Source organism: Neptunomonas sp. XY-337 (assembly GCF_004959845.1).
GTDB classification, from domain to species: Bacteria; Pseudomonadota; Gammaproteobacteria; order Pseudomonadales; family Balneatricaceae; genus Neptunomonas; species Neptunomonas marina.
In genome coordinates this window covers 374,542-395,551 of sequence record NZ_SPLL01000004.1, presented here as the reverse complement: position 1 = coordinate 395,551, position 21,010 = coordinate 374,542, and the positions used below count along the sequence as shown (strand labels likewise).

Annotated in this window: 21 protein-coding genes; 9 read left to right on the top strand and 12 right to left on the bottom strand. The window is 50.2% G+C overall.

Going from position 1 to position 21,010, the window contains the following annotated elements; translation table 11 throughout:
- Positions 1 to 581: 581 nt before the first annotated feature.
- The 9 genes from tatC to E4L36_RS11805 all read right to left on the bottom strand — a co-directional run bounded on the left by tatC (position 582) and on the right by E4L36_RS11805 (position 7,584).
- Positions 582 to 1,373: a twin-arginine translocase subunit TatC gene (gene tatC, locus E4L36_RS11845; RefSeq protein WP_136680778.1), complete on the bottom strand. Its 792-nt coding sequence runs from the start codon at positions 1,371 to 1,373 to the stop codon at positions 582 to 584.
- Entirely contained in the window at positions 1,370 to 1,738 is a 369-nt protein-coding gene (gene tatB / locus E4L36_RS11840) for a Sec-independent protein translocase protein TatB (protein ID WP_136680777.1), read from the bottom strand. The genes tatC and tatB overlap by 4 nt, the downstream gene beginning before the upstream one ends.
- 11 nt (positions 1,739 to 1,749) lie before the next feature.
- The gene (gene tatA, locus E4L36_RS11835; protein WP_136680776.1) at positions 1,750 to 2,004 is read right to left on the bottom strand and encodes a Sec-independent protein translocase subunit TatA; all 255 of its coding nucleotides are present in this window, start codon (positions 2,002 to 2,004) and stop codon (positions 1,750 to 1,752) included.
- 41 nt (positions 2,005 to 2,045) lie between these two features.
- Positions 2,046 to 2,378, bottom strand: coding sequence for a phosphoribosyl-ATP diphosphatase (locus tag E4L36_RS11830; RefSeq protein WP_127693673.1), 333 nt, complete (start codon positions 2,376 to 2,378; stop codon positions 2,046 to 2,048).
- A complete protein-coding gene (gene hisI, locus E4L36_RS11825; protein WP_127693706.1) occupies positions 2,378 to 2,776 on the bottom strand; it encodes a phosphoribosyl-AMP cyclohydrolase in 399 nt (132 codons plus the stop codon). The genes E4L36_RS11830 and hisI overlap by 1 nt, the downstream gene beginning before the upstream one ends.
- 89 nt (positions 2,777 to 2,865) lie before the next feature.
- Positions 2,866 to 4,497, bottom strand: coding sequence for a ubiquinone biosynthesis regulatory protein kinase UbiB (gene ubiB, locus E4L36_RS11820; RefSeq protein ID WP_136680775.1), 1,632 nt, complete (start codon positions 4,495 to 4,497; stop codon positions 2,866 to 2,868).
- Positions 4,498 to 4,569: 72 nt separating this feature from the next.
- The gene (locus E4L36_RS11815; protein WP_136680774.1) at positions 4,570 to 6,105 is read right to left on the bottom strand and encodes a GGDEF domain-containing protein; all 1,536 of its coding nucleotides are present in this window, start codon (positions 6,103 to 6,105) and stop codon (positions 4,570 to 4,572) included.
- Positions 6,106 to 6,244: 139 nt separating this feature from the next.
- Positions 6,245 to 6,862: a thiol:disulfide interchange protein DsbA/DsbL gene (locus E4L36_RS11810; RefSeq protein ID WP_136680773.1), complete on the bottom strand. Its 618-nt coding sequence runs from the start codon at positions 6,860 to 6,862 to the stop codon at positions 6,245 to 6,247.
- A gap of 119 nt (positions 6,863 to 6,981) precedes the next feature.
- Positions 6,982 to 7,584 (bottom strand): c-type cytochrome, encoded by a 603-nt coding sequence (locus E4L36_RS11805; RefSeq protein WP_136680772.1) that lies wholly within the window; start codon positions 7,582 to 7,584, stop codon positions 6,982 to 6,984.
- Between the two features lie 205 nt (positions 7,585 to 7,789).
- Between E4L36_RS11805 and yihA the strand changes: the two genes are divergently transcribed.
- Positions 7,790 to 8,458 (top strand): ribosome biogenesis GTP-binding protein YihA/YsxC, encoded by a 669-nt coding sequence (gene yihA, locus E4L36_RS11800; RefSeq protein WP_127693668.1) that lies wholly within the window; start codon positions 7,790 to 7,792, stop codon positions 8,456 to 8,458.
- A gap of 187 nt (positions 8,459 to 8,645) precedes the next feature.
- Here the strand turns inward: yihA and polA are convergent, their stop codons facing one another.
- Positions 8,646 to 11,381, bottom strand: a complete 2,736-nt coding sequence (gene polA / locus E4L36_RS11795) for a DNA polymerase I (RefSeq protein WP_136680771.1) — start codon at positions 11,379 to 11,381, stop codon at positions 8,646 to 8,648.
- A 98-nt stretch (positions 11,382 to 11,479) separates the two neighbouring features.
- On the opposite strand from polA, the gene E4L36_RS11790 reads away from it, so the two are divergent.
- From E4L36_RS11790 to uvrD, 3 genes are read left to right on the top strand one after another with little or no spacing between them, the layout of a single operon-like run.
- Positions 11,480 to 11,761, top strand: coding sequence for a DUF2782 domain-containing protein (locus E4L36_RS11790; RefSeq protein WP_127693666.1), 282 nt, complete (start codon positions 11,480 to 11,482; stop codon positions 11,759 to 11,761).
- On the top strand, positions 11,715 to 12,743 hold the full coding sequence (locus E4L36_RS11785) for a homoserine kinase (protein ID WP_276317500.1): 1,029 nt from the start codon (positions 11,715 to 11,717) through the stop codon (positions 12,741 to 12,743). The genes E4L36_RS11790 and E4L36_RS11785 overlap by 47 nt, the downstream gene beginning before the upstream one ends.
- A gap of 33 nt (positions 12,744 to 12,776) precedes the next feature.
- On the top strand, positions 12,777 to 14,981 hold the full coding sequence (uvrD, locus tag E4L36_RS11780) for a DNA helicase II (RefSeq protein WP_136680770.1): 2,205 nt from the start codon (positions 12,777 to 12,779) through the stop codon (positions 14,979 to 14,981).
- Here uvrD and E4L36_RS11775 read toward each other — a convergent pair.
- A complete protein-coding gene (locus E4L36_RS11775) occupies positions 14,978 to 15,349 on the bottom strand; it encodes a VanZ family protein (RefSeq protein WP_127693663.1) in 372 nt (123 codons plus the stop codon). The genes uvrD and E4L36_RS11775 overlap by 4 nt on opposite strands.
- Positions 15,350 to 15,483: 134 nt before the next feature.
- On the opposite strand from E4L36_RS11775, the gene E4L36_RS11770 reads away from it, so the two are divergent.
- The 3 genes from E4L36_RS11770 (at position 15,484) to E4L36_RS11760 (ending at position 16,983) form a co-directional block, all read left to right on the top strand.
- Complete coding sequence (locus E4L36_RS11770) at positions 15,484 to 15,759, top strand: DUF3144 domain-containing protein (RefSeq protein ID WP_206052630.1); 276 nt, start codon at positions 15,484 to 15,486, stop codon at positions 15,757 to 15,759.
- Between the two features lie 6 nt (positions 15,760 to 15,765).
- Entirely contained in the window at positions 15,766 to 16,329 is a 564-nt protein-coding gene (locus E4L36_RS11765) for a lysophospholipid acyltransferase family protein (protein ID WP_136680769.1), read from the top strand.
- 66 nt (positions 16,330 to 16,395) lie between these two features.
- Complete coding sequence (locus E4L36_RS11760; RefSeq protein WP_136680768.1) at positions 16,396 to 16,983, top strand: DUF938 domain-containing protein; 588 nt, start codon at positions 16,396 to 16,398, stop codon at positions 16,981 to 16,983.
- A 6-nt stretch (positions 16,984 to 16,989) separates the two neighbouring features.
- On the opposite strand, the gene E4L36_RS11755 is transcribed toward E4L36_RS11760, so the two are convergent.
- Positions 16,990 to 17,400, bottom strand: coding sequence for a hotdog domain-containing protein (locus E4L36_RS11755; protein ID WP_240656934.1), 411 nt, complete (start codon positions 17,398 to 17,400; stop codon positions 16,990 to 16,992).
- A 214-nt stretch (positions 17,401 to 17,614) separates the two neighbouring features.
- Between E4L36_RS11755 and E4L36_RS11750 the strand changes: the two genes are divergently transcribed.
- Both E4L36_RS11750 and E4L36_RS11745 read left to right on the top strand, forming a co-directional pair.
- Positions 17,615 to 18,586: a phosphate ABC transporter substrate-binding protein PstS family protein gene (locus E4L36_RS11750; RefSeq protein WP_136680767.1), complete on the top strand. Its 972-nt coding sequence runs from the start codon at positions 17,615 to 17,617 to the stop codon at positions 18,584 to 18,586.
- 147 nt (positions 18,587 to 18,733) lie between these two features.
- Positions 18,734 to 21,004: an ABC transporter permease subunit gene (locus E4L36_RS11745; protein WP_136680766.1), complete on the top strand. Its 2,271-nt coding sequence runs from the start codon at positions 18,734 to 18,736 to the stop codon at positions 21,002 to 21,004.
- The last annotated feature ends 6 nt before the right edge of the window (positions 21,005 to 21,010 follow it).

Below are 21,010 nucleotides of genomic sequence, written 5' to 3'. Positions count from 1 at the left end.
ACGTCATGCTACTGCAAACAACAACATGCATAACCAAATCTGACTCAGGTTCGCTAACAAATTACTTCATAAAACGTATGTTAATGAATTCACTTGGTTGCTTACCTGAATAAAGCTTTTTGTAGCTTCGTTCTGGCAAGCGCCCACACGAATTATCTGACCAATCTGTTAAAGAGCGTTGAACGTTTCCGTTCAAGTGAGGCGCATATTTTAATGAACCCCGCCTCGATGTCAACCTTTATTTTTAATTTATTTTCGAAGCCAACACCTGAAAACAAACTAAAACCGGTTAAACACCGCATAACAAAGATACTTAAAAAGATGTTCTAAAACAACATGTTATCTTCATTATGACTCGTTGTCTTTGTCGTCCTTTCGGTGACTCCCTCAGCGAGTGGAGGCGTATTATAGAGACCTCCCTTCTGCCGTCAACACTTATTTCAACTTTTTAATAAAAAACTCAAAAAAACGTCAAAACCGGTTAAAAAACACACAAAACCATTTAAAACCGAACAAAAAACAACCACTTCAGATACAAAAAACGCCCCAGTGGGGCGTTATGCAATACAGATTAAGCAAGGCTAGTTTTGGTTATTCTCTTCTTCTGCCATTGCACTCTCTAGTTCATCATCAAGCTCGTCATCTTTGGAGACAAAGAAGCGTGATAGCAGAATACCTAGTTCAAACAATAACCACATGGGTATTGCCAGCAAGCTCTGGGAGATAATATCCGGCGGCGTTAAAAGCATACCGATAACAAAACACCCAACGATAACGTACGCTCTTTTGCCCGCTAGGCTCTCCGCCGTAGTGGCTCCCGACCATATCAGCATGAGTGTGGCGATCGGTATTTCAAAAACAACGCCAAATGCAAAGAATAGCTTCAGCACAAAATCCAAATAGCTGCTGATATCCGTCATAACAGCAACACTTTCCGGCCCTACACTAGTAAAAAAGCCAAATATCAGTGGGAAGACCACAAAGTAAGCAAATGCGACCCCTGCATAGAAAAGGAAGATGCTCGACACAAGTAATGGAACTGCTAAACGCTTTTCATGACTGTACAGGCCAGGCGCAATAAAGCTCCATACTTGGTGCAATATAAACGGGACCGCTGCAAAAATAGCCAGAACGAGGGTCAGTTTAAAAGGCGCAAAGAACGGCGATGTAACATCCGTTGCGATCATGCTTGTGCCTTCAGGAAGTAGCGCAGTCAGTGGAGCGGACAGATACTCGTAAAGGTCATTAGCAAAATAGAACAACCCTAGGAAGATGACGAGCACGACAACTAACATGCGCATTACGCGCTGCCGTAACTCTACTAAGTGAGACACCAAGGTTTGTTCTTGGTCAGTTTCGGCGTGCTGGCTCATGCGTTAGAACTTTTACTGTCGGAATCTGTGGTTTGAGAGACTTTAGGCGAGTCGGCTGGCTGTGGTTTTTCTACCTGATCGACACTTTGCGCCATAGGTGACTCCTCGCTAAACGCACTGTTAAAGGGCTGCTTCATTTCTGCAAGCTCTTTGTCCAGCTCCTCTTTCTGGATCGCTGCTGTGCGCCGCAGTTCATCCATTCGGAGTTCTTCTGATATTTCACTCTGAACACTGCTAATTGTTCGCTTAGCACGGCCCACCCACAAGCCCACAGTGCGTACAGCTGTGGGTAGCTTTTCAGGGCCGAGCACAACCAGCGCAACAACGCCAATCATTAATAGCTCTGCAAATCCGATATCAAACATAGGCGTTTAAATCAGGATTGCTGCTGATCATTCGGCTTTTGCTGTTTCGTCGCCGTTTCATCCGCCGCTTTAAATGTTGCGTCTTGTTCGATCTTTTTCTCGTCAGTTGCTTCGGTTGCAGACTCTTCCTTCATCGCTTTTTTAAAGCCCTTAACTGCACCACCAAGGTCACCGCCTAAATTACGTAGCTTTTTAGTGCCAAAAAGTAGAATGATGATGCCTAGAACAATGACTAGCTGCCAAATACTAATTCCACCAATGCCCATACTGTCCTCCAGTTCTTCAGCCTACCACTCAGGAATGGCCGTTATTTTTGTTGTCTGTTTGCTTTCTCTTCGAGGCCCGACATATCAAAGCGTCGCGCCAACTCATCTAAGACAGCCTGCGATGACTCCCCTAAATGGGAAAGCATGACTAGGCTGTGAAACCACAGATCGGCGGTTTCGTAGATGACATCTTTATTGTCACCACTATGCTGAGCATCTTTCGCAGCAATAATGGCTTCAACAGACTCCTCACCTACCTTCTCTAGGATTTTATTTAAGCCTTTCGCATGTAAGCTGGCGACATACGAGCTATCGCTACTGGCCTGCTTTCGTGCCTCAAGAATTTGATCAAGTTGCTGCAATACGTCTGACATTACTTCTCTTTCCCGCTGTAGATCGCTTTTGGGTCTTTGAGCACCTCATCAACACTCTCCCATTGGCCATCACGTAGTACACGATAAAAACAACTCTCTCTACCCGTATGACAAGCAATACCACCTAACTGCTCAACATCGAGCAAAAGTACATCACTGTCGCAGTCTAAACGGATCTCATGTAAGCGCTGCACATGGCCGGACTCTTCGCCTTTACGCCAGAGTTTACCGCGCGACCGAGACCAGTAAATTGCTCGCTGCTCGCTAACAGTAAGGCGCAACGCTTCTTCGTTCATCCAAGCAACCATGAGGATACGCCCGGTTTGGTAATCCTGAGCAATGGCCGGAATGAGACCATTACTATCCCATTTTACCTGTGCTAGCCAGCTGTCTGTCATCATCTTTTCTACTGTTCTGGATACTCAATATCGTGCAAGCATACCGGAAGCCCATTTGCAGCTCCATCTTACCGCCTGCGACTTAGGGCTCAGGCACGCATAGCAAAGTAGCTGCCAATACCTATGAATGCCCAACCCATTAACGAAATACTCTCAATGAGCTCTCGCGTCGTTTCATGTCCAACCCATAGCCCTGCAACGATCAAAAGGGCTGCGATTACGCGACTTTTCACGCGACGCTGACGAAGAGTCGCTTCTTTCACCTTTTGCGCTTCTCGATTGCGCAGCTCATTCAAAGGCTGGCTCTTAACACTCTGGAGCGCCTCAAAAACGAGCTGCGGTACTTGTGGCATCTTATCGAGCCAATCAGGCGCTTGCTGCTTCACGGTTGCGTAGGCAGCCTTGGGGCCAATACGCTCTTTCATCCAGTTCTCAAGGAAAGGCTTACCTGTCTGCCAAAGATCGAGCTCTGGGTAAAGTTGACGGCCTAACCCCTCGATATTCAGCAGCGTCTTTTGTAGTAGTACTAGTTGAGGCTGGACTTCCATGTTGAAACGGCGAGCCGTCTGAAATAATCCCAGCAGTACTTGGCCAAAAGAGATATCTTTTAGCGGCTTATTAAAGAACGGCTCGCAGACACTGCGAATAGCCGTTTCAAATGCGGTAACATTGGTATCTGCTGGCACCCAACCCGAATCAATATGCAGCTGTGCTACTTGCCGATAGTCTCGTGTAAAGAACGCTAAGAAATTACGTGCAAGGTAACTCTGATCTTCCGCGGTTAAAGAACCAATAATGCCGAAGTCCACAGCAATATATTGCGGTTCTTGCGGGTTATCACGCGATACAAAAATATTTCCAGGGTGCATATCCGCATGGAAGAAGCTATCGCGGAACACCTGAGTAAAGAAGATCTCTACCCCCCGTTCAGCTAGTTTCTTCATATCGGTGCCTTGTGCTACCAGTTCATCAACATTCGCCACCGGGATGCCACGAATACGCTCCATGACGATGACATTTTGACGGGTTAGATCCCAATACACTTCTGGCACATAGAGGACGTCGGAACCCTCAAAGTTGCGTCTCAGTTGCGAGCCATTGGCCGCCTCTTTACGCAGATCTAACTCATCTAACAGTGTTTGCTCATATTCAGCGACCACTTCGACAGGACGCAGTCGGCGACCCTCTCGCCACAATGCGTGAATAATATGAGCAAGCGTAAAGAGTAGTGCGACATCTTTGCGTATGGTTTTGGCGATACCAGGACGGATGACCTTGACTACCGCTTCAGCGCCATCCGGTAGCTTCGCAAGATGTACCTGTGCAACAGAAGCAGAGGCTAGCGGTTGTGTATCAAACTCAGAAAACAGCTCACTGACCGGTGCTCCAAGCGACTTCTCAATAATACGCTGTGCTTGCTGACCATCGAAAGGCGGAACATTATCCTGCAGTTGCTTCAGCTCATTGGCAATATCATCTGGCAGCAGATCGCGGCGCGTCGATAGCATCTGACCAAACTTAATAAATACCGGCCCTAAAGACTCTAGCGCTAACCTTAGGCGCTCAGCGCGCGGAGCTTCTACCTTAATAAATAAACGCCACGGCAAGATCAGCACCAAGAAGCGCAAGTACCACGGCAGTGGCAGCTCCTCAAGAAAGGTATCCAATCGATAACGGATAAAGGTTTGGGCTATTTTTAAACTTCGGGTTAGGCGGCGCACTGAAAAATCCTAAAAATCGACGGCGATGAAGAGCGGCCTAAAGTGTGCCCCTTATCGCTAATAAGGTAAAGCCTAAGCAACACAGACGCGGTTTCGTCCCTCTTGCTTTGCTTGATACAGTGCACCGTCCGCACGCTCAAAAAGTTGATCTGGCGTATCACCAGCTTGGATCTCAGTAACACCAAATGACATAGTGATCGTGACGGGTTTACCGTGAAAGTTAAACGGGCTTTTACCAATGGCGGCGCGTAGCTTGTCGATGCCTGTCTGAGCCTCGCTGGCTTTAGTCGATGGCATTAACACAACAAACTCCTCTCCACCGAAACGGGCAATGAAGTCTGCGCTGCGCAAATTGCGTGATAAAACACGTGCAACGAGTCTCAATACCTTATCGCCCGCTAAGTGGCCATAGGTATCATTGATGCGCTTGAAGTAATCAAGGTCGCCCACCGCAACAGAAAAGCCCTGCTGGTAACGGGACCAACGTTCAAACTCTTTGCGCATGTGGTCATCGTACGCGGCACGGTTGGGTAACCCTGTTAACGAGTCAGTGCGCGCTTTTTGCCGCTCCTCCTCCATATGTGTTTTAACGCGCTGAGTTTCTAGCTCCATTTCAGCAACGCGGGCCATGAGTGAGTCATAACGCTCTTGCATACGCGTATCACGCTGCTCTTCATTACGGCGAAACTCATCCATCGCTTCGACAATACCGGCCAGTTGCGTCGCAACCGACTGCTTAAGCTCGCTTAGATCGATAGAGCTTTTGACCGCGCTTTGAATCTGCCCAACATCCTCGCGCACCTTTTGATCTAACAAACGGTGCGCATCTCCCGCCACCTGCTGCTCAGAGAAGCTCTCTTGCAAGAAGCTTTGCACCTCAGCCAGCTGTGAATTCAGGTTAATGAGATAGTTTTCGAAATCTTCGTTCGTGGAGGTATGCGCAGCGCGCGCGAGTTCAACCACTTCTTTTAGGGCGTCTACAAGGACGGGGAGGGTTAACCCCTCGCGCAGTCTCGCCGCAATACGGTTCGCCTGCTGGCGAGCTGAGTCGCTCAAAATTAAAAGATCAACCAAGCTTGCTAACTCGGCTTCAACCGGCGCCAGATCAATATCCGTCGGAGCATCTTGGCTTGGGCCACCTGCGATTTCTGTAATTAGCTTACCTTGCAAATCGACAAGCTCAGCAACAACATCCGGCAGCTGATAGTTACTTTCTAGCTGCACCGGTGCAGTGCGCTCAAGTATCAGCAGCGCTTCCGATAGAGAGGACTCCATCGTCAGATAACTCTTCAACTGGCGAATCCAGGTGGAAACGGCTTCTAAAATAGCCTGTCCAGAAGCTGCTCGCTGTTGGTCTAGTGCTCGAATTTGCCGATCAACTTGGTCGAGTGCTGACTTGGGCAGCCGCGTTGTAGATTGCTGAGGTTGTAAGTGAGGTTGAAGCGCATTAAGCGCATCATCCAACGCCTGAGACTGGCCAGAAATGCCAACACTAAGACGGGTCGCAAGCTGCCTAAGTTGCTGCGCAGTTTGGTCATTTTCGTACGCTTCTAGCTCCTGCGCCGCTTCCTTATACTTCGCTTTCCAGTCGATCGTTTCCTTATTCACTCTACAGCCTCAGACTAAAGACGTTGACATGCCCAGCTTCATGTTAGTCCAAAGGTTCTTCGCGGGCTAGATTAGCGATCATACAGATACAAAAAAGCCGCTATTGAAGCGGCTTTTTTGTATCTATGTCGCGTCCAAATCACTGCTGTTCTTTCTCGACCAAGTAATCAACGACTTTTAACATCTGCTGCTGACCACCAGCCATCGCTGCAGTAATGCGATATTTGCCGTTCACAACCATCGATGGAACACCATCAATCTGGTAGCTACGCACCTTAGAATCGCCTTGGTTAAGCTTAGTATTCACTGCAAATGAGTTGAAGGTTTTTTCAAACTTAGCGCGATCGACACCTAAATCGGCATAGTAATCAGCCAGTGCCTCTAAATCACGGAAGCGTTTGCGCTGCAGGTGAATCGCGTCAAACATCGCTTGGTGAGTTTTCTCAACTTCACCGAGCAGCTCAGCCGTGTAGTAAGCGCGAGCCATCGGCTCCCAGCTACGGCCAAACACAACCGGAATACGCTTAAAGTCAACGCCGTCTGCTTGCTGTTTAACCCAACTCTCTAGCAGTGGTTCAAACGTATTACAATGTGGGCATGGGTAGCCAAACATCTCGGTAACTTCGACTTTGGATGGGTCGGCTGTTTTAACCGCTGTCGGCAGTACTTCGTAGTGCTTTCCTGCTTCAAACTCTTCAGCTTGTGCAACCAAACTTGCGCCAATTAACACAACAGCTGACAACAGTTTTTTAAACATCGATAATCTCCGATCATTATTCTTGGACACCTCTGTGACCGGTGCCACACAAAAGGGTTCCTTCGTTCATAAAAAAAGGCAGCCGTAGCTGCCTTCATCTTGAGGTCTAAGCCGCTCGCTTAGTAAAGACCTTGAATGTAGCTAGATACCGCTTTGATCTCAACATCGCTCAGTTTAGCAGCGACATCACGCATCATTGCTTGCGGATCTTGGTTACGTGCAGATACGCGGAAGTCTTTCAACTGCTTAGCAGTGTAATCTGCATGCTGACCGCTCAATGCAGGATAGCCAGCAGATGCGATACCTTGACCATTGGCACCGTGACACGCTGTGCATGCTGGTACACCTTTAGCCGCTAGGCCTGCGCGATAGATTTGCTGACCAAGCTCAAGTTGGTCTTGTGCAACCTTACCGCCCTGCACTTTTTTGCTCGCATAGTAAGCCGCGATATCTTCTAAATCCTGATCGCTCATTGCATCCAGCAGGCCCGTCATCTCAACGATCTTACGGTCGCCTGATTTGATGTCTTGGAGCTGCTTCACCAGATATGTAGCATTCTGGCCAGCTAGTTTTGGGAAGTTGGCAATTGCACTGTTGCCGTCAGCACCGTGACAGGCAGCACATACTGCAGTTTTTCCTTGTCCTGCAGCGGCATCACCTGCTGCGTTCGCTACGCCCGTTATACCTAAGGTTAACAGTAAGCTGATCAGTAATTTGTTCATGATTAACCTAGACTCTTGTCATCTTAAAATGGATGTTTTTACTGTTTATTGCTGGGCAAAAACAGCACCAACGTAAACCTTTATTATGCCCATCTGCTAGAGGTTGACTCTATTCACGGGTAAAATTTGGCGGCATTATAACTTAATATCCCTATAAACTGGAACGGTTAATGTGTAGCCAGCCCTTTTCGGTAACCTAAAGTATATGCCCCATATCAATAAAACGATCCATTACAATGCCGCACACTTTTTAACAAGTGCCAGCAAGCTGAGCCAATGCCCTCCTGACGAGGGAGCAGAGGTTGCGTTCGCTGGCCGCTCGAATGCGGGCAAATCGAGTGCGATTAACGCATTAACCAACAACTCCAAGTTAGCTCGCACCTCAAAAACGCCGGGCCGAACTCAGCTGATTAACTTCTTTACACTCAATCATGAGTCGTTACGAATCGTTGACTTACCGGGTTACGGATATGCAAAAGTGCCGGTGGCGATGAAAGTTCACTGGCAGAAGCACTTGGATCAATATCTCCAAGAACGCATGTGCCTGCGCGGCGTCGTACTCGTCATGGATATCCGCCATCCCATGAAAGAGTTCGATCAGATGATGGTTGATTGGTGTGCGACCACCGGTGTGCCACTGCATGTGTTGCTCACCAAAGCGGACAAACTGAAAAAGGGCCCCGCCCAATCCACCGTACTTAAGCTTCGCAAAGAGCTCACTGCGCTCTTGGGAGATAGCGTATCCGTACAGCCTTTCTCGGCGCTAAAACGCAGCGGCATCGACGTCCTTCAACATCGCTTGAATGATTGGTTGTTAGCTGAAGAAGAGGGTGCGGATCACTCGGAAACGGTGGCACCTAGCGAGCCGGAGTAAAAAAACTAGCACCCAGACATGTGCGGAAGGGGAAAAAGCACACTGCCTGGGGCTAAGGCGTCCTGCTGCAACCCACACATCTTTACTACTGAACACTAGGAGGGGAACGATAAGATGTGTCTTCTTATTGACGACACCCTTTTTTGTTAGTTCCCCAATTGATCAAAAAAAAACCAATTATTTTCCTCTAGTGGGCCTGATCCCAATTGTCGCCCGCGCCAGCTTCAACGATTAAAGGTACCGCCAACGCCGCCGCTTGCTGCATTTTATGAGCAATTTCTGCTTTAAATTCATCAACTTGATCTGTTGTTACTTCAAAGATCAACTCATCGTGGACCTGCATAATCATACGGGCATCAAAGCCACTGTTTGGCAACCACGCATCCACCTGCACCATCGCGCGCTTGATAATATCCGCAGCTGTGCCTTGCATCGGAGCATTAATCGCGGTGCGTTCTGCCGCTTGGCGCTGCATGGCGTTACGTGCATTAATAGCAGGCAGATAGAGTCGACGGCCAAACACGGTTTCTACATACCCCTGCTCACGCGCTTTTTCACGGATCTCTTCCATATAACGCTGCACGCCAGGATATGTCGCAAAGTAGTGGTCGATATACTCCTGCGCTTCGTTGCGGCCAATGCCTAACTGTTTACCCAAGCCAAACGCCGACATCCCATAGATCAAACCAAAGTTAATCGCCTTAGCACGGCGGCGCTGCTCCGTACTGACCTGCTCGATACTGGTTTTGAACACCTCTGCCGCGGTCGCGCGGTGAATGTCGTCACCGTGATTAAACGCGTTTAGCAGCCCCTCATCGCCCGACAGGTGCGCCATGATGCGCAGCTCAATCTGAGAGTAGTCCGCAGCCACAAGTTGGTAGCCCTCTGGCGCAATAAACGCCTGACGGATACGACGGCCTTCCGCGGTACGGATTGGAATGTTCTGCAAGTTAGGGTCTGTTGAGGAGAGGCGCCCGGTCGCTGTGACGGCCTGATGATAGGACGTATGAATGCGCCCCGTCGTTGGATTAATCATCTGCGGCAACTTATCCGTGTAGGTAGATTTCAGCTTGCTCAGGCTACGGTACTCTAGCAGTAGTTTAGGTAGCGGATAATCCAGCGCCAGCTCTTGAAGCACCTCCTCTGCCGTTGAGGGGACACCCTTCGGTGTCTTTTTAAGCACCGGCAACGCCTGCTTCTCGAACAAGATATGTTGTAGCTGTTTCGTGGAAGCCAAATTGAAAGGCTCCCCTGCGAGCTCATGCGCTTCGCGCTCTAAGGCGGTTAAGCGTGTCTCTATCTCTAGGCTTTGTTTGCCCAATAGATCCGCATTGACCAGCGCACCGGTGCGCTCCATACCCGACAGCACAGGAATCAGAGGTTTCTCTATCTCAGTGAACACCTCAGTAAGGCGAGTCTCTGCGTCTAACTGCGGCGCAATCGCGTGATGCAGGCGCAACGTGATATCCGCATCTTCAGCAGCGTAAGGGCCTGCTTGCTCCAGATCGATCTGGTTAAACGTCAGCTGCTTCTTACCTTTGCCTGCAATCTCTTCAAATGAGACCGTTTTCACACCTAAATATTTATCAGCAAGGCTATCCATATCATGGCGCGTGGCCGTGGAGTTCAGTACATACGACTCCAGCATGGTATCGAAAGCGATGCCACGCATGGCGATGTCATACCGGGCTAGCACATTCATATCAAACTTGATGTGCTGACCCACTTTAGATAACGATTCATTCTGCAGCAGTGGCTTCAGCTTTGCGAGCACCACATCACGGTCCAGTTGAGCTGGAGCACCGACATAATCGTGCCCGAATGGCACGTAAGCCGCCTCACCCACCTCAACAGCAAAGGAGACGCCCACCAGCTGCGCTTCCATATAGTCAAGCCGGTCAGTTTCTGTATCAAAGGCGATCAGTTCAGCGGCTTGCAAACGCGTTAGCCAAGCATCGAAACGCGCCATATCGGTGATCACTTCATAGTTCGTCTGCACCGGTGCCGCCGGCTGCTCACCTGTTTCTGTCGCACCGCTATCGCCCTCTAACTCGCGTACCCAGCTGCGGAACTCGTACTGCTGGAACAGCGCCAGCAGCGCAGCGCTATCTGGCTGCGGCGTGCCGATCTCATCGAGCGTGAAGTCTAGTGGCACATCGGTTTTGATCGTTGCTAGTAGGTAAGATAACTCGGCGATCTCGCGATGCTCCGTCAGCTTCTTCGCCATTGTTTTGGAGCCCCGAAAGCCCAGCGCCGCGATATCATCCAAACGCTCATATAGCGCCTGCAGACCGCCAATACCTTGTAATAGAGCGAGCGCTGTTTTCTCACCCACACCTGGCACACCCGGAATGTTATCGACTTTATCGCCAAGCAGCGCCAAGTAGTCGATGATGAGCTCCGGCGGAATACCAAATTTCTCCTCAACACCCGCGCGGTCCATCGTGGTATCCGTCATGGTATTGATCAAGGTAACGTGCTCATCCACCAGTTGGGCCATATCTTTATCGCCGGTGGAGATCACAGTCTCGATACCGGCTGCGCTCGCTTGGCGTGCCATGGTGCCGATAACATCGTCAGCTTCCACACCCTCTTCAACGATTAAGGGCAGCCCCATCGCACGAATAATGCTGTGGATTGGCTCAACCTGTGCTCGCAGATCATCTGGCATGGATGGTCGGTTCGCTTTGTATTCTGCGTACAACTCATCGCGGAAGGTTTTGCCCTTGGCATCAAAGATCACGGCGATACGGGCATCCGCGTACTGCTTAATCAAACTACGTAGCATGGATGTCACGACACGAATCGCACCACTTGGCATCCCATCTGACGTGCGTAGGTCCGCCTGCTGAGAGGCAAAAAAAGCACGGTAAAGGTATGAGGAGCCATCAACTAAGATGAGAGGGGCAGCATTTTGAGTCATGATCTATCCGTTTGTAAAAGTTGCAGGCGCTTTACAGCAGCGATTTCCAAGCCCACAATCATAGTCAATCTGGCGCAGCCAACCAATGAGTAAAGACGATGATTAAACGTTTATTGATGATTCTGGCCCTCTCGCTGCCGCTGGCAGTCTCCGCTACTGGTATTCCCGGCGATCCGGACGAAGGCGAGCCAGATATTCGGATCAGCTATAAAGAAGATAAGACCTATTATGAGTACCGCATTGGCGGGCAGCTCAAAGAAATAAAGGTGGTTCCGGCTGTCGGAAAGCCTTACTATCTGGTGCCTTCTGATGATGGCTCATTCGCACGTTTCGATGAGTCCTCCTTATTACTCCCAAAATGGGTCATTTTCCGTTGGTAATTCTGTGGCTGTATACACTCAACTAAACGACAATGAGATGCAGAGCCTGGTCGAGCAGTTTGATCTGGGCCAGCTGGTTTCCTATAAAGGCATCGAAGGCGGTATCGAAAATACCAACTACTTCGTCACACTGGATAAAGCCGGTACGACAAGTGAGTTTGTATTAACCATCTTTGAAGAGTTCGGCATGGATGACATGCCCTTCTTCGTTGAGCTCACCACTTGGCTGGCCGAGCGCGGGCTTGCCGTGCCCTCGCCTTTCCAAGATCAAAACGGCATTGCGCTGAAAAAGATTCATGGCCGCCCTGCGCTGTTGCAACCGCGCTTTTACGGACATCACGTCGCCCAAGCCGACCTAACGCCCGCGCACTGCGCCTCTATCGGTGCGCAGCTAGCGCAGTTCCATATCGCCGGTGAAAACTTCTACCTGCGTCGCCAAGCACATCGCGGCGTATTTTGGTGGCGCCGCGAGAGCCATAACATTCAACGCCACCTGAGCCGTGAAGAGGGTGAGTTGCTGCTGCAAGAGGTCCGTCTATTTGATGAGCTTCGCGAGCAACCTTGGGGGCTGCCGATGGGCATTATTCATGGCGACCTTTTCCATGACAATGCGCTATTCGAAGGCGAAGAGGTCTCCGCCATATTGGATGTCTACAACGCAGCCACTGCATTTTGGCTGTTTGACCTAGCCATCGTAGCGAACGACTGGTGCACACGCCCCGACGGTTCCATCGACCTTGAGAGAGAAGCCGCATTGCTAGCGGCATACCACAAAATACGCCCCTTCACAGACGATGAGCACAAAGCGTGGCCACAAATGGCACGTACAGCAGCGATGCGCTTCTGGCTGTCTCGTTTGATTCCGGCCTGTGGTATCGCTCAAGAGAATCGCCAAGGTGGTGACATGGTGATCAAGGATCCTGACGAGCTCAAGCGCATCTTGCTGCAGCGTATCAACCAACCCACTGATCTACCTGCCTAGTTAGTTATTAATCGATAAGCACTGCGAATTTTAATGGACGTTACAGAAATACTTGATGGTCTAAACGACGCACAACGCGCGGCGGTCTCCGCTCCCCTTCAGAACCTGTTGGTGTTAGCTGGGGCCGGCTCCGGTAAAACCCGCGTTTTGGTACACCGTATTGCGTGGCTCGTACAGACCGAGGGGCTATCCCCCTACTCCATCATGGCGGTAACCTTCACCAATAAAGCAGCGCGCGAGATGCGCGGGCGTATCGAAGAGCTACTGGGTGTTAACCCCAATGGCATGTGGGTTGGCACATTCCACGGATTGGCGCATCGCATCTTACGTGCGCACTGGAAAGATGCGAACCTCAATGAAAACTTCCAGATCATGGACAGTGATGATCAGCTTCGCTTGATCAAACGCCTCTGCAAGGAAGCGAATCTAGATGAGAATCGCTGGCCTGCACGTCAATTCCAATGGTATATCAACGCGCAAAAGGATGAGGGACTACGCAGCCGTCACATCGAACGCTCAAACGATCCACACACCAAAACCATGATTGGTATGTACGAGGCTTACGAAGAGGCCTGCGACCGTGGTGGCATGATCGACTTTGGCGAGTTATTACTGCGCTGTTTAGAGTTGCTGCGCGACCTAAACCCGTCCCTGTTGCGCCACTACCAAGAGCGTTTTCGCTATATCCTCGTTGACGAGTTCCAAGATACTAACGCCATCCAATATGCGTGGTTACGCTTACTATGCGGTAGCGAACCCAAATTGATGGCCGTGGGAGATGATGATCAATCTATCTATGGTTGGCGCGGTGCTCGCATCGAGAATATTCAGCAACTACCGACACACTTTGGCGCCGTCGAGACGATCCGTCTTGAGCAAAACTACCGCTCAACGCAAAGTATCTTGAAAGCCGCGAATGCGGTGATTGCCAACAACCAGGGGCGCTTGGGCAAAGAGCTTTGGACCGACGGCAACGATGGCGAGAAACTCTCTTTATACGCTGCCTTCAATGAGCAGGACGAAGCCCGCTTTATTGTTGGCCAGATCGAAAAGTGGCTAGCTGATGGCAATATGCTCAGCGATACGGCGATCCTATACCGCTCCAACGCTCAATCTCGGGTGCTTGAGGAAGCGTTAATACGCTCAGGCGTTCCTTATCGAATTTACGGCGGTCACCGCTTTTATGATCGCTTAGAAATTAAGAACGCGCTGGCATACCTGCGACTGGTCTCGAACCGCAATGACGATACCGCCATGGAGCGCGTGATTAACGTTCCGACGCGCGGTATCGGTACGCGCACCATTGATATTGTGCGCGAACATGCACGCGCCGAGAACATCTCAATGTGGCGAGCTGCCAGCGAAGTCGTTGAATACAAAAAGCTGCCAGCCCGTGCGTTAAACGCGCTACAAGGCTTCCTTGATCTGATCAATCAGATCGATACAGACTCCGCAGGCACAACACTGCATGAGCAAACCGACCATGCAATTGAGCTCAGCGGTCTGATTGACCATCACAAAAAAGAGAAAGGCGAGAAGGGCCAATCCCGTATTGAGAACTTAGAGGAGTTGGTCAACGCCGCGAAGCAGTTTAGCGGTCAGTGGGAAGCCACTATGGAAGCCCAAGAGAACACCACCGAGCTGGCAGCCTTCCTTGATCAAGCAGCGCTGGACGCTGGCGATGCGCAAGCGGAAGAGCACAAAGACAGCACTCAACTGATGACTCTACACTCCGCCAAAGGCCTTGAGTTCCCAATGGTATTCCTCGCCGGTATGGAGGAAGGGTTGTTCCCACACAGCATGTCTGCCGAAGAGCCCGGCCGCTTAGAGGAGGAGCGCCGACTGGCATATGTTGGTATCACCCGTGCGATGCAAAAGCTCTACCTAACCTATGCCGAAGCCCGCCGTATGCATGGCCAAGATAACTACAACCGCCCTTCGCGCTTTATCCAAGAGATTCCTATTGAGCTGATCGAAGAAGTACGCCTCAATGCCACGATCAGCCGACCGATGGCCGCTGTCGATCGTCGCGAGGTCAATCAGTTCAACAACCATGTTGAGGAAACGAGCGACACGCCTGCTATTTATGTCGGACAAGCCGTGAAGCATCCGATCTTTGGGGTTGGCGTGGTGTTGAACTGTGAAGGTAGCGGTCCGCGTGCGCGGGTGCATGTGAACTTTGATGACGAAGGCACCAAGTGGTTAGTGGTCGGGTTTGCGAAGCTTGAGCCGATCTAGCGCACTTTTGCGGCGTTGTGCTGGTAACGTTTCAGCATAACGCCAATCGTGCATCCCAACAGCAGACCAACACCGTTGGCAAACAGATCCAGCCACTCCCCCCAGCGATTGACATAAGGCTGGATCAGCTCAATCATACCGCTCCAGCCAAAAAGTACCGCAACACCCCACCACCAGTAACGTGGCTGGCGCAACGCAAGTGGCAAGACCAGCGCCATGTAAGCGATGAGATGATGGGATTTGTCACTCCCGGGTACGCCCTGCGGTAGCTGCTCAACGGGCCACAATGAAAGCGTGGTAATTAGCATCAACAAAGCAACGGTCAGCATTGGCCAACGCTGCTCTATCCACCCAATTAGCCGCTCCATGTTTATCCCCTGCTACCTAGTTCTCGTCAATGTGACGGCCAGCATACTGTTAGATAGCAAGAAAGTCATTTGCTATTAGAGGCGACTTTCAGCGACAATTTAGCGCTATTTTCACGATTTACCGGAGAGAGACCTTGTCTAAGAAAAACACCCGTGGTGAGCACGCAGAATTAACTAACAAGTTTGTTGCTCTTGCTAACCAGATGAAGAACGAAGGCTACAGCATCGAGATCGTTTCAGCTGCGATGATGAGCGCATCGTGTGTCTACACGACCTATTCTGTCGCTGGCAACGAAGGCATCCTGACACCTAAAGGTATCGACGCTATCGCAGACAAGTACAAAGAGACGCTCTCTTTTGTACAAACATCGAAAAAAGCTGAGCTTGAAGCAAAATCAGGTAAAGCGTAAGTCGTTATGCCGCGTTATACGATCTTCTCGACTCCCGTTATCACGCCACTCATCAGCGCGGTTTCCGCAACAGCACTAAAGCTGTTGGGCTGGCAGATAAAAGGTATTAACGCGGCAGATACTCCGCGCTGCATCATTATTGGCGCACCGCATACGACAAATTGGGATCTTCCCTTCAGCTTGATGATCGCATTTCAGCTAAAAGTGCCGCTTTTTTGGATGGGTAAAGATTCCATCTTTAAGTTTCCTTTTGGCGGGCTGATGCGTTGGATGGGAGGAATTCCTGTTGATCGCTCTCGGTCACATAATACGGTCACCACAACAGCACAACTGTTTGAGACGGATGCGTCATTGCGCATTCTTATGGCACCCGAGGGTACCCGTTCGGCGGTCAAAGGCTGGAAAAGCGGGTTTTACCATATTGCCGTGCAGGGCAACGTGCCAATTTTGCTCGGTTACATTGATTACAAGCGTAAAGTAGGCGGGATTGCGCAAGCCTTCTACCCAACCGGCGACTATGATGCCGATTTGCAACAAATTCAGGGTATTTACGCTAGGCTAACCCAATGAGTCAGGATATATTCATAAAATCCCTCTCAGAATTGCGTCTTAAAATACCAACTGAAATTTGAATCAATGCTCAACTATAGCGAAGCCTGCGAACGCAACAAGTATGCGATTGCCACTCACCTTGATGCATACTTGCCCAACGTCCGCTCAGTGCTTGAAGTGGGCAGTGGTTCGGGTCAACACGCTATTTTTCTTACTAGCCAGCACCCACATCTCATTTGGCAAGCTTCCGATCGTGAGCAGTACTTGGATGCGCTCTCAATCAACCTTGAGCAATACGGAATTAGCTCACTGCCACACCCCATAGAGCTGGATGTATCAAGCCACTGGCCAACACGGCAATACGACGCCCTGTTTAGTGCCAACAGTTTGCATATCATGAGCTGGAAAGAGGTAGAAGCGCTATTTGCAGGAGCAGGCCGTGCGGTATCGCGCCGAGGTTGGCTCTTTATCTATGGTCCGTTTCGTTATCGAGACAGCTATACATCCGAGAGCAACCGCGAATTTGATGCTTGGCTCAAAGCACGTGATAGCGAAAGCGGTATCCGCGATTTCGAGCAGGTAACTCAACTAGCAGAGCAGCATGGTTTTGCTTTGCGAGTCGACGTGGCGATGCCAGCGAATAATCAACTGTTGATTTGGCAACGCCTCTAATAGCGGTTACGCCGAGAAAGCCCGAATATGGCCACTGTTATCGATGGCAACTTGCACACATTCGGTTTCCGTCACTTTTCGGCGTGTCGAGCCATCCGGGCAGCGGCCCCATACTTCAACTTTGATGCGGATTGAACTGGTACCGGTTTCCACTACCTGGGTGTAGAAGCTCAGAATAGTCCCCACCAGCACTGGCGAGAAAAACTCCATGCCGCCGGTTGAGACAGTCGCCACTCGGCCTTCTGTCACCGCACCCGCGCGCATCTCAGCGGCAAGCACCGCTTGTGAAGACACCCAACCACCGAAGACATCACCAAACATATTGGTGGCATCAGCCCCTGCGGGGCGCTTCAGCGTTAACTCACCTTCAGGTTGCTGCAAAGCAGTTTCATCCTGTGCGCTATCAATCTCGTTCACGACTACTACAAAGTCCCTGTATCTATTTAGGGTTATGATTTTCAATCAGTTTACGCCAACCCTCCCCATATTGCGACGCGAGTTTAGCGTCAGCTGCGCTTATAGTTAGGAGATCACCCGCAGCAAAAATTTCATCATGTCACATTAGTGTCACAAAGCACTCTTATAGTGAGCCCAACTTAACTAAAACAACTCGTCTCTGCTGGAGCACATGATGAAACCAATGAAGAAGTTAATCGCAGCTGCTGCCATTTCTGCGACTTGCATGACTGCTAACGCTGCAGACCTGCTGGACCCAAATCTGCCAACTTACAACAAGGCATCTGGCGTTTCCGGTAACCTGTCTAGCGTAGGTTCTGACACACTGGCTAACCTAATGACGCTTTGGGCAGAAGAGTTCAAGCGTACTTACCCAAACGTTAACGTTCAGATCCAAGCAGCGGGTTCTTCTACTGCGCCACCAGCATTGACTGAAGGCACATCAAACATGGGTCCTATGTCTCGTAAGATGAAAGACAAAGAGATCGAAGCGTTTGAGAAAAAATTCGGTTACAAGCCAACACCGGTTGCTGTAGCAATCGACGCACTCGCTGTGTTCGCGCACAAAGATAACCCTATCCAAGGTCTATCTATCCCACAGGTTGACGCGATCTTCTCTTCTACACGTAAGTGTGGCGCAAAAGCAGAAGCAAGCACTTGGGGTGACGTAGGTGTTGAGGGTTCTTTGGCTGACAAGAGCATCCAACTGTTCGGTCGTAACTCAGTATCTGGTACTTACGGTTACTTCAAGAAGAAAGCACTATGTAAAGGTGACTTCAAAAACAACGTAAACGAGCAGCCAGGTTCTGCGTCGGTTGTACAGTCGATCTCCACATCTTTGAACGGTATCGGCTACTCCGGCATCGGTTACAAAACATCTTCTGTTCGTGCCCTGCCATTGGCTAAGAAAGAAGGTCAAGCATTCGTAGAAGCAACACCTGAAAATGCGGTAAACGGTACTTACCCACTATCTCGCTTCTTGTACGTTTACGTTAACAAGAAGCCTGGTCAAGCATTGCCACCAATGGAGCGTGAGTTCCTGAAGATGGTTATGGCTAAAGTGGGTCAAGAAGTTGTTGTGAAAGACGGCTACATCCCACTACCAGCGAAAGTTGTTGAGAAGCAAATGTCTCAACTAGGTCTATAAGACCAGACAAAACATAGCTATATCAATAGCTTAAGGGAGTTCCGCAAGGAACTCCCTTTTGTCGTTAGGTATGCCTTGTAACATTAGTGTCACAAAGAATCATTACCCTAGCGGCACAGAATAGCTCCACCAGGACTGATATTTCCCATGAGCACTGAAAACACCACGACTCCACAAATCGATTTCAATACACCTGCACAGCAACGCCTGCGCAAACTCCGTGCATTGAAAGATAAATCTGCGACTGTGGGTATTGCGTTTGGCGGCATCAGCGTGATCATCGCAATCCTACTGATCTTCTTCTACTTGCTATACGAAGTCGCTCCGCTGTTCCAATCGGCAACGATGGATCGTTGGCAGCAGGACGGCCGTACAGTCGAAGCCTATGCCTCTCCGGGTGAAGGCAAAACGCTTTACCTCTCTATGGAAGAGCAAGCTGAGATCGGCGTTCGTATTACAGATCAAGGCCAAGCGGTCTTTTTTAATACGTTAGATGGCACCGTTCTTAAAGAACAAGCGCTACCACGCCCCGCTGATGCTGAGATCGCGAGCTTATCGGTTATATCAGAGGCGCAGCATCTACTTGCACTGGGCTACAGCAATGGTGAAGCGCTCATCTTTAAGCACGACTACAAGTCGACCTACCCAGACGGTGTGCGCGTTATTACACCGAGTATTGAATACCCTGTCGGTAGCGAGCTTATTCGTGTCGGCGATAAGCCACTCAATAAGCTAGCGGTAGCGTTCGATGAAGAGAACTGGAGCTTGATCGGTGGTGATGCGACAGGTATGACACAGACAATTCTATCCGTTGAGGTCAACATGATGACCGACGAGGTAGAGACAAGTCTGTCGTCTATCGAATTACCGGCATTCAACATCAAAGCTCAAAAGATCATCCAGCTGCCTGATCGCCGCTGGTTAATGATCGCAGGCAAAAACAAAGTCGCGGTTGTCGATCTACAAGCTGACGATGGCCCACAAACATCGCAAGTTGTCGAAGCAACCAGCGGTGAAATCACCGTATTCCAATTGCTGCTAGGTGGGAATGCGCTGTTGATCGGCGATAACCAAGGCAATATCGACCAGTGGTTCTTGGTGCGCGATCAGGACACTAATTGGCACCTAACGAAGATTCGTAGCTTTGAAGGTGGTAGCTCACCGGTGGTAGATATCTCCACCGAGCATCGCCGCAAAGGTTTCGCCTCAATTGATGAAGCCGGTACATTGCGCCTGTTTAACACGACGGCACACCGCAATGCGCTAACAGAGGCCGTAACCTCAGGTGAAGCAGACTACATCGCTTATGCGCCACGCTCGAACGCTCTGCTCGTAGAAGAGAACAACATGCTGACATTGTGGGCCATCCACAATGAGCACCCAGATGTTTCTTGGAGCGCACTGTGGGAGAAGGTGTGGTACGAAGGTTACCAAGAGCCCGAATTTATCTGGCAGTCCTCTGCTGCAAATAATGACTTCGAGCCCAAATACAGCCTGATGCCACTGGCGTTTGGTACATTGAAAGCAGCGTTCTACGCCATGCTTCTGGGTACACCACTTGCCATCGCAGGTGCTGTCTACACGGCATATTTCATGGTTCCGGCGATGCGCCGCAAGGTCAAACCGTTCATCGAGTTGATGGAAGCACTACCAACGGTTATTTTGGGCTTCTTGGCCGGTCTATGGTTGGCACCTTTTATGGAGGACCAGTTAGCGGGCATATTCGTGATCCTGATGGTTGTCCCTATCGCCATCGTGACCTTTGGCTTCGTGTGGGCGCAAGTACCTAACCGCATCCGTTTCCTTATTCCAGAGGGCTGGGATGCTGCTTTGCTGGTGCCTGTGATTATTCTCGCGGTGCTGTTTAGTTTGAATATTTCCGATGGCATCGAGGTTCTGCTCTTTGGCGGCGATATGCGTCTATGGATCAGCCAGGGTCTGGAGATTCCATATGATCAGCGTAACGCCCTCGTGGTGGGTATCGCGATGGGCTTTGCCGTTATCCCAACGATCTTCTCGATCACTGAGGATGCGATCTTTGCAGTCCCTAAACACTTGAGCTATGGCTCTTTGGCACTGGGCGCGACACCGTGGCAAACACTGACACGTGTGGTGCTGCCAACAGCCAGCCCAGGTATCTTCTCCGCTCTGATGATCGGTATGGGTCGTGCAGTAGGTGAAACCATGATCGTACTGATGGCAACAGGTAATACGCCCATCATGGATATGAACATCTTTGAGGGTATGCGTACGCTGGCAGCTAACATCGCTGTCGAGATGCCCGAGTCAGAGGTCGGCAGTACCCACTACCGCATTCTGTTCTTAGCAGCGTTCGTACTGTTCCTGTTTACCTTTGTCGTCAATACGCTTGCCGAGCTGGTGCGCCAGCATCTACGTAAGAAGTACGGCTCACTGTAATACCGG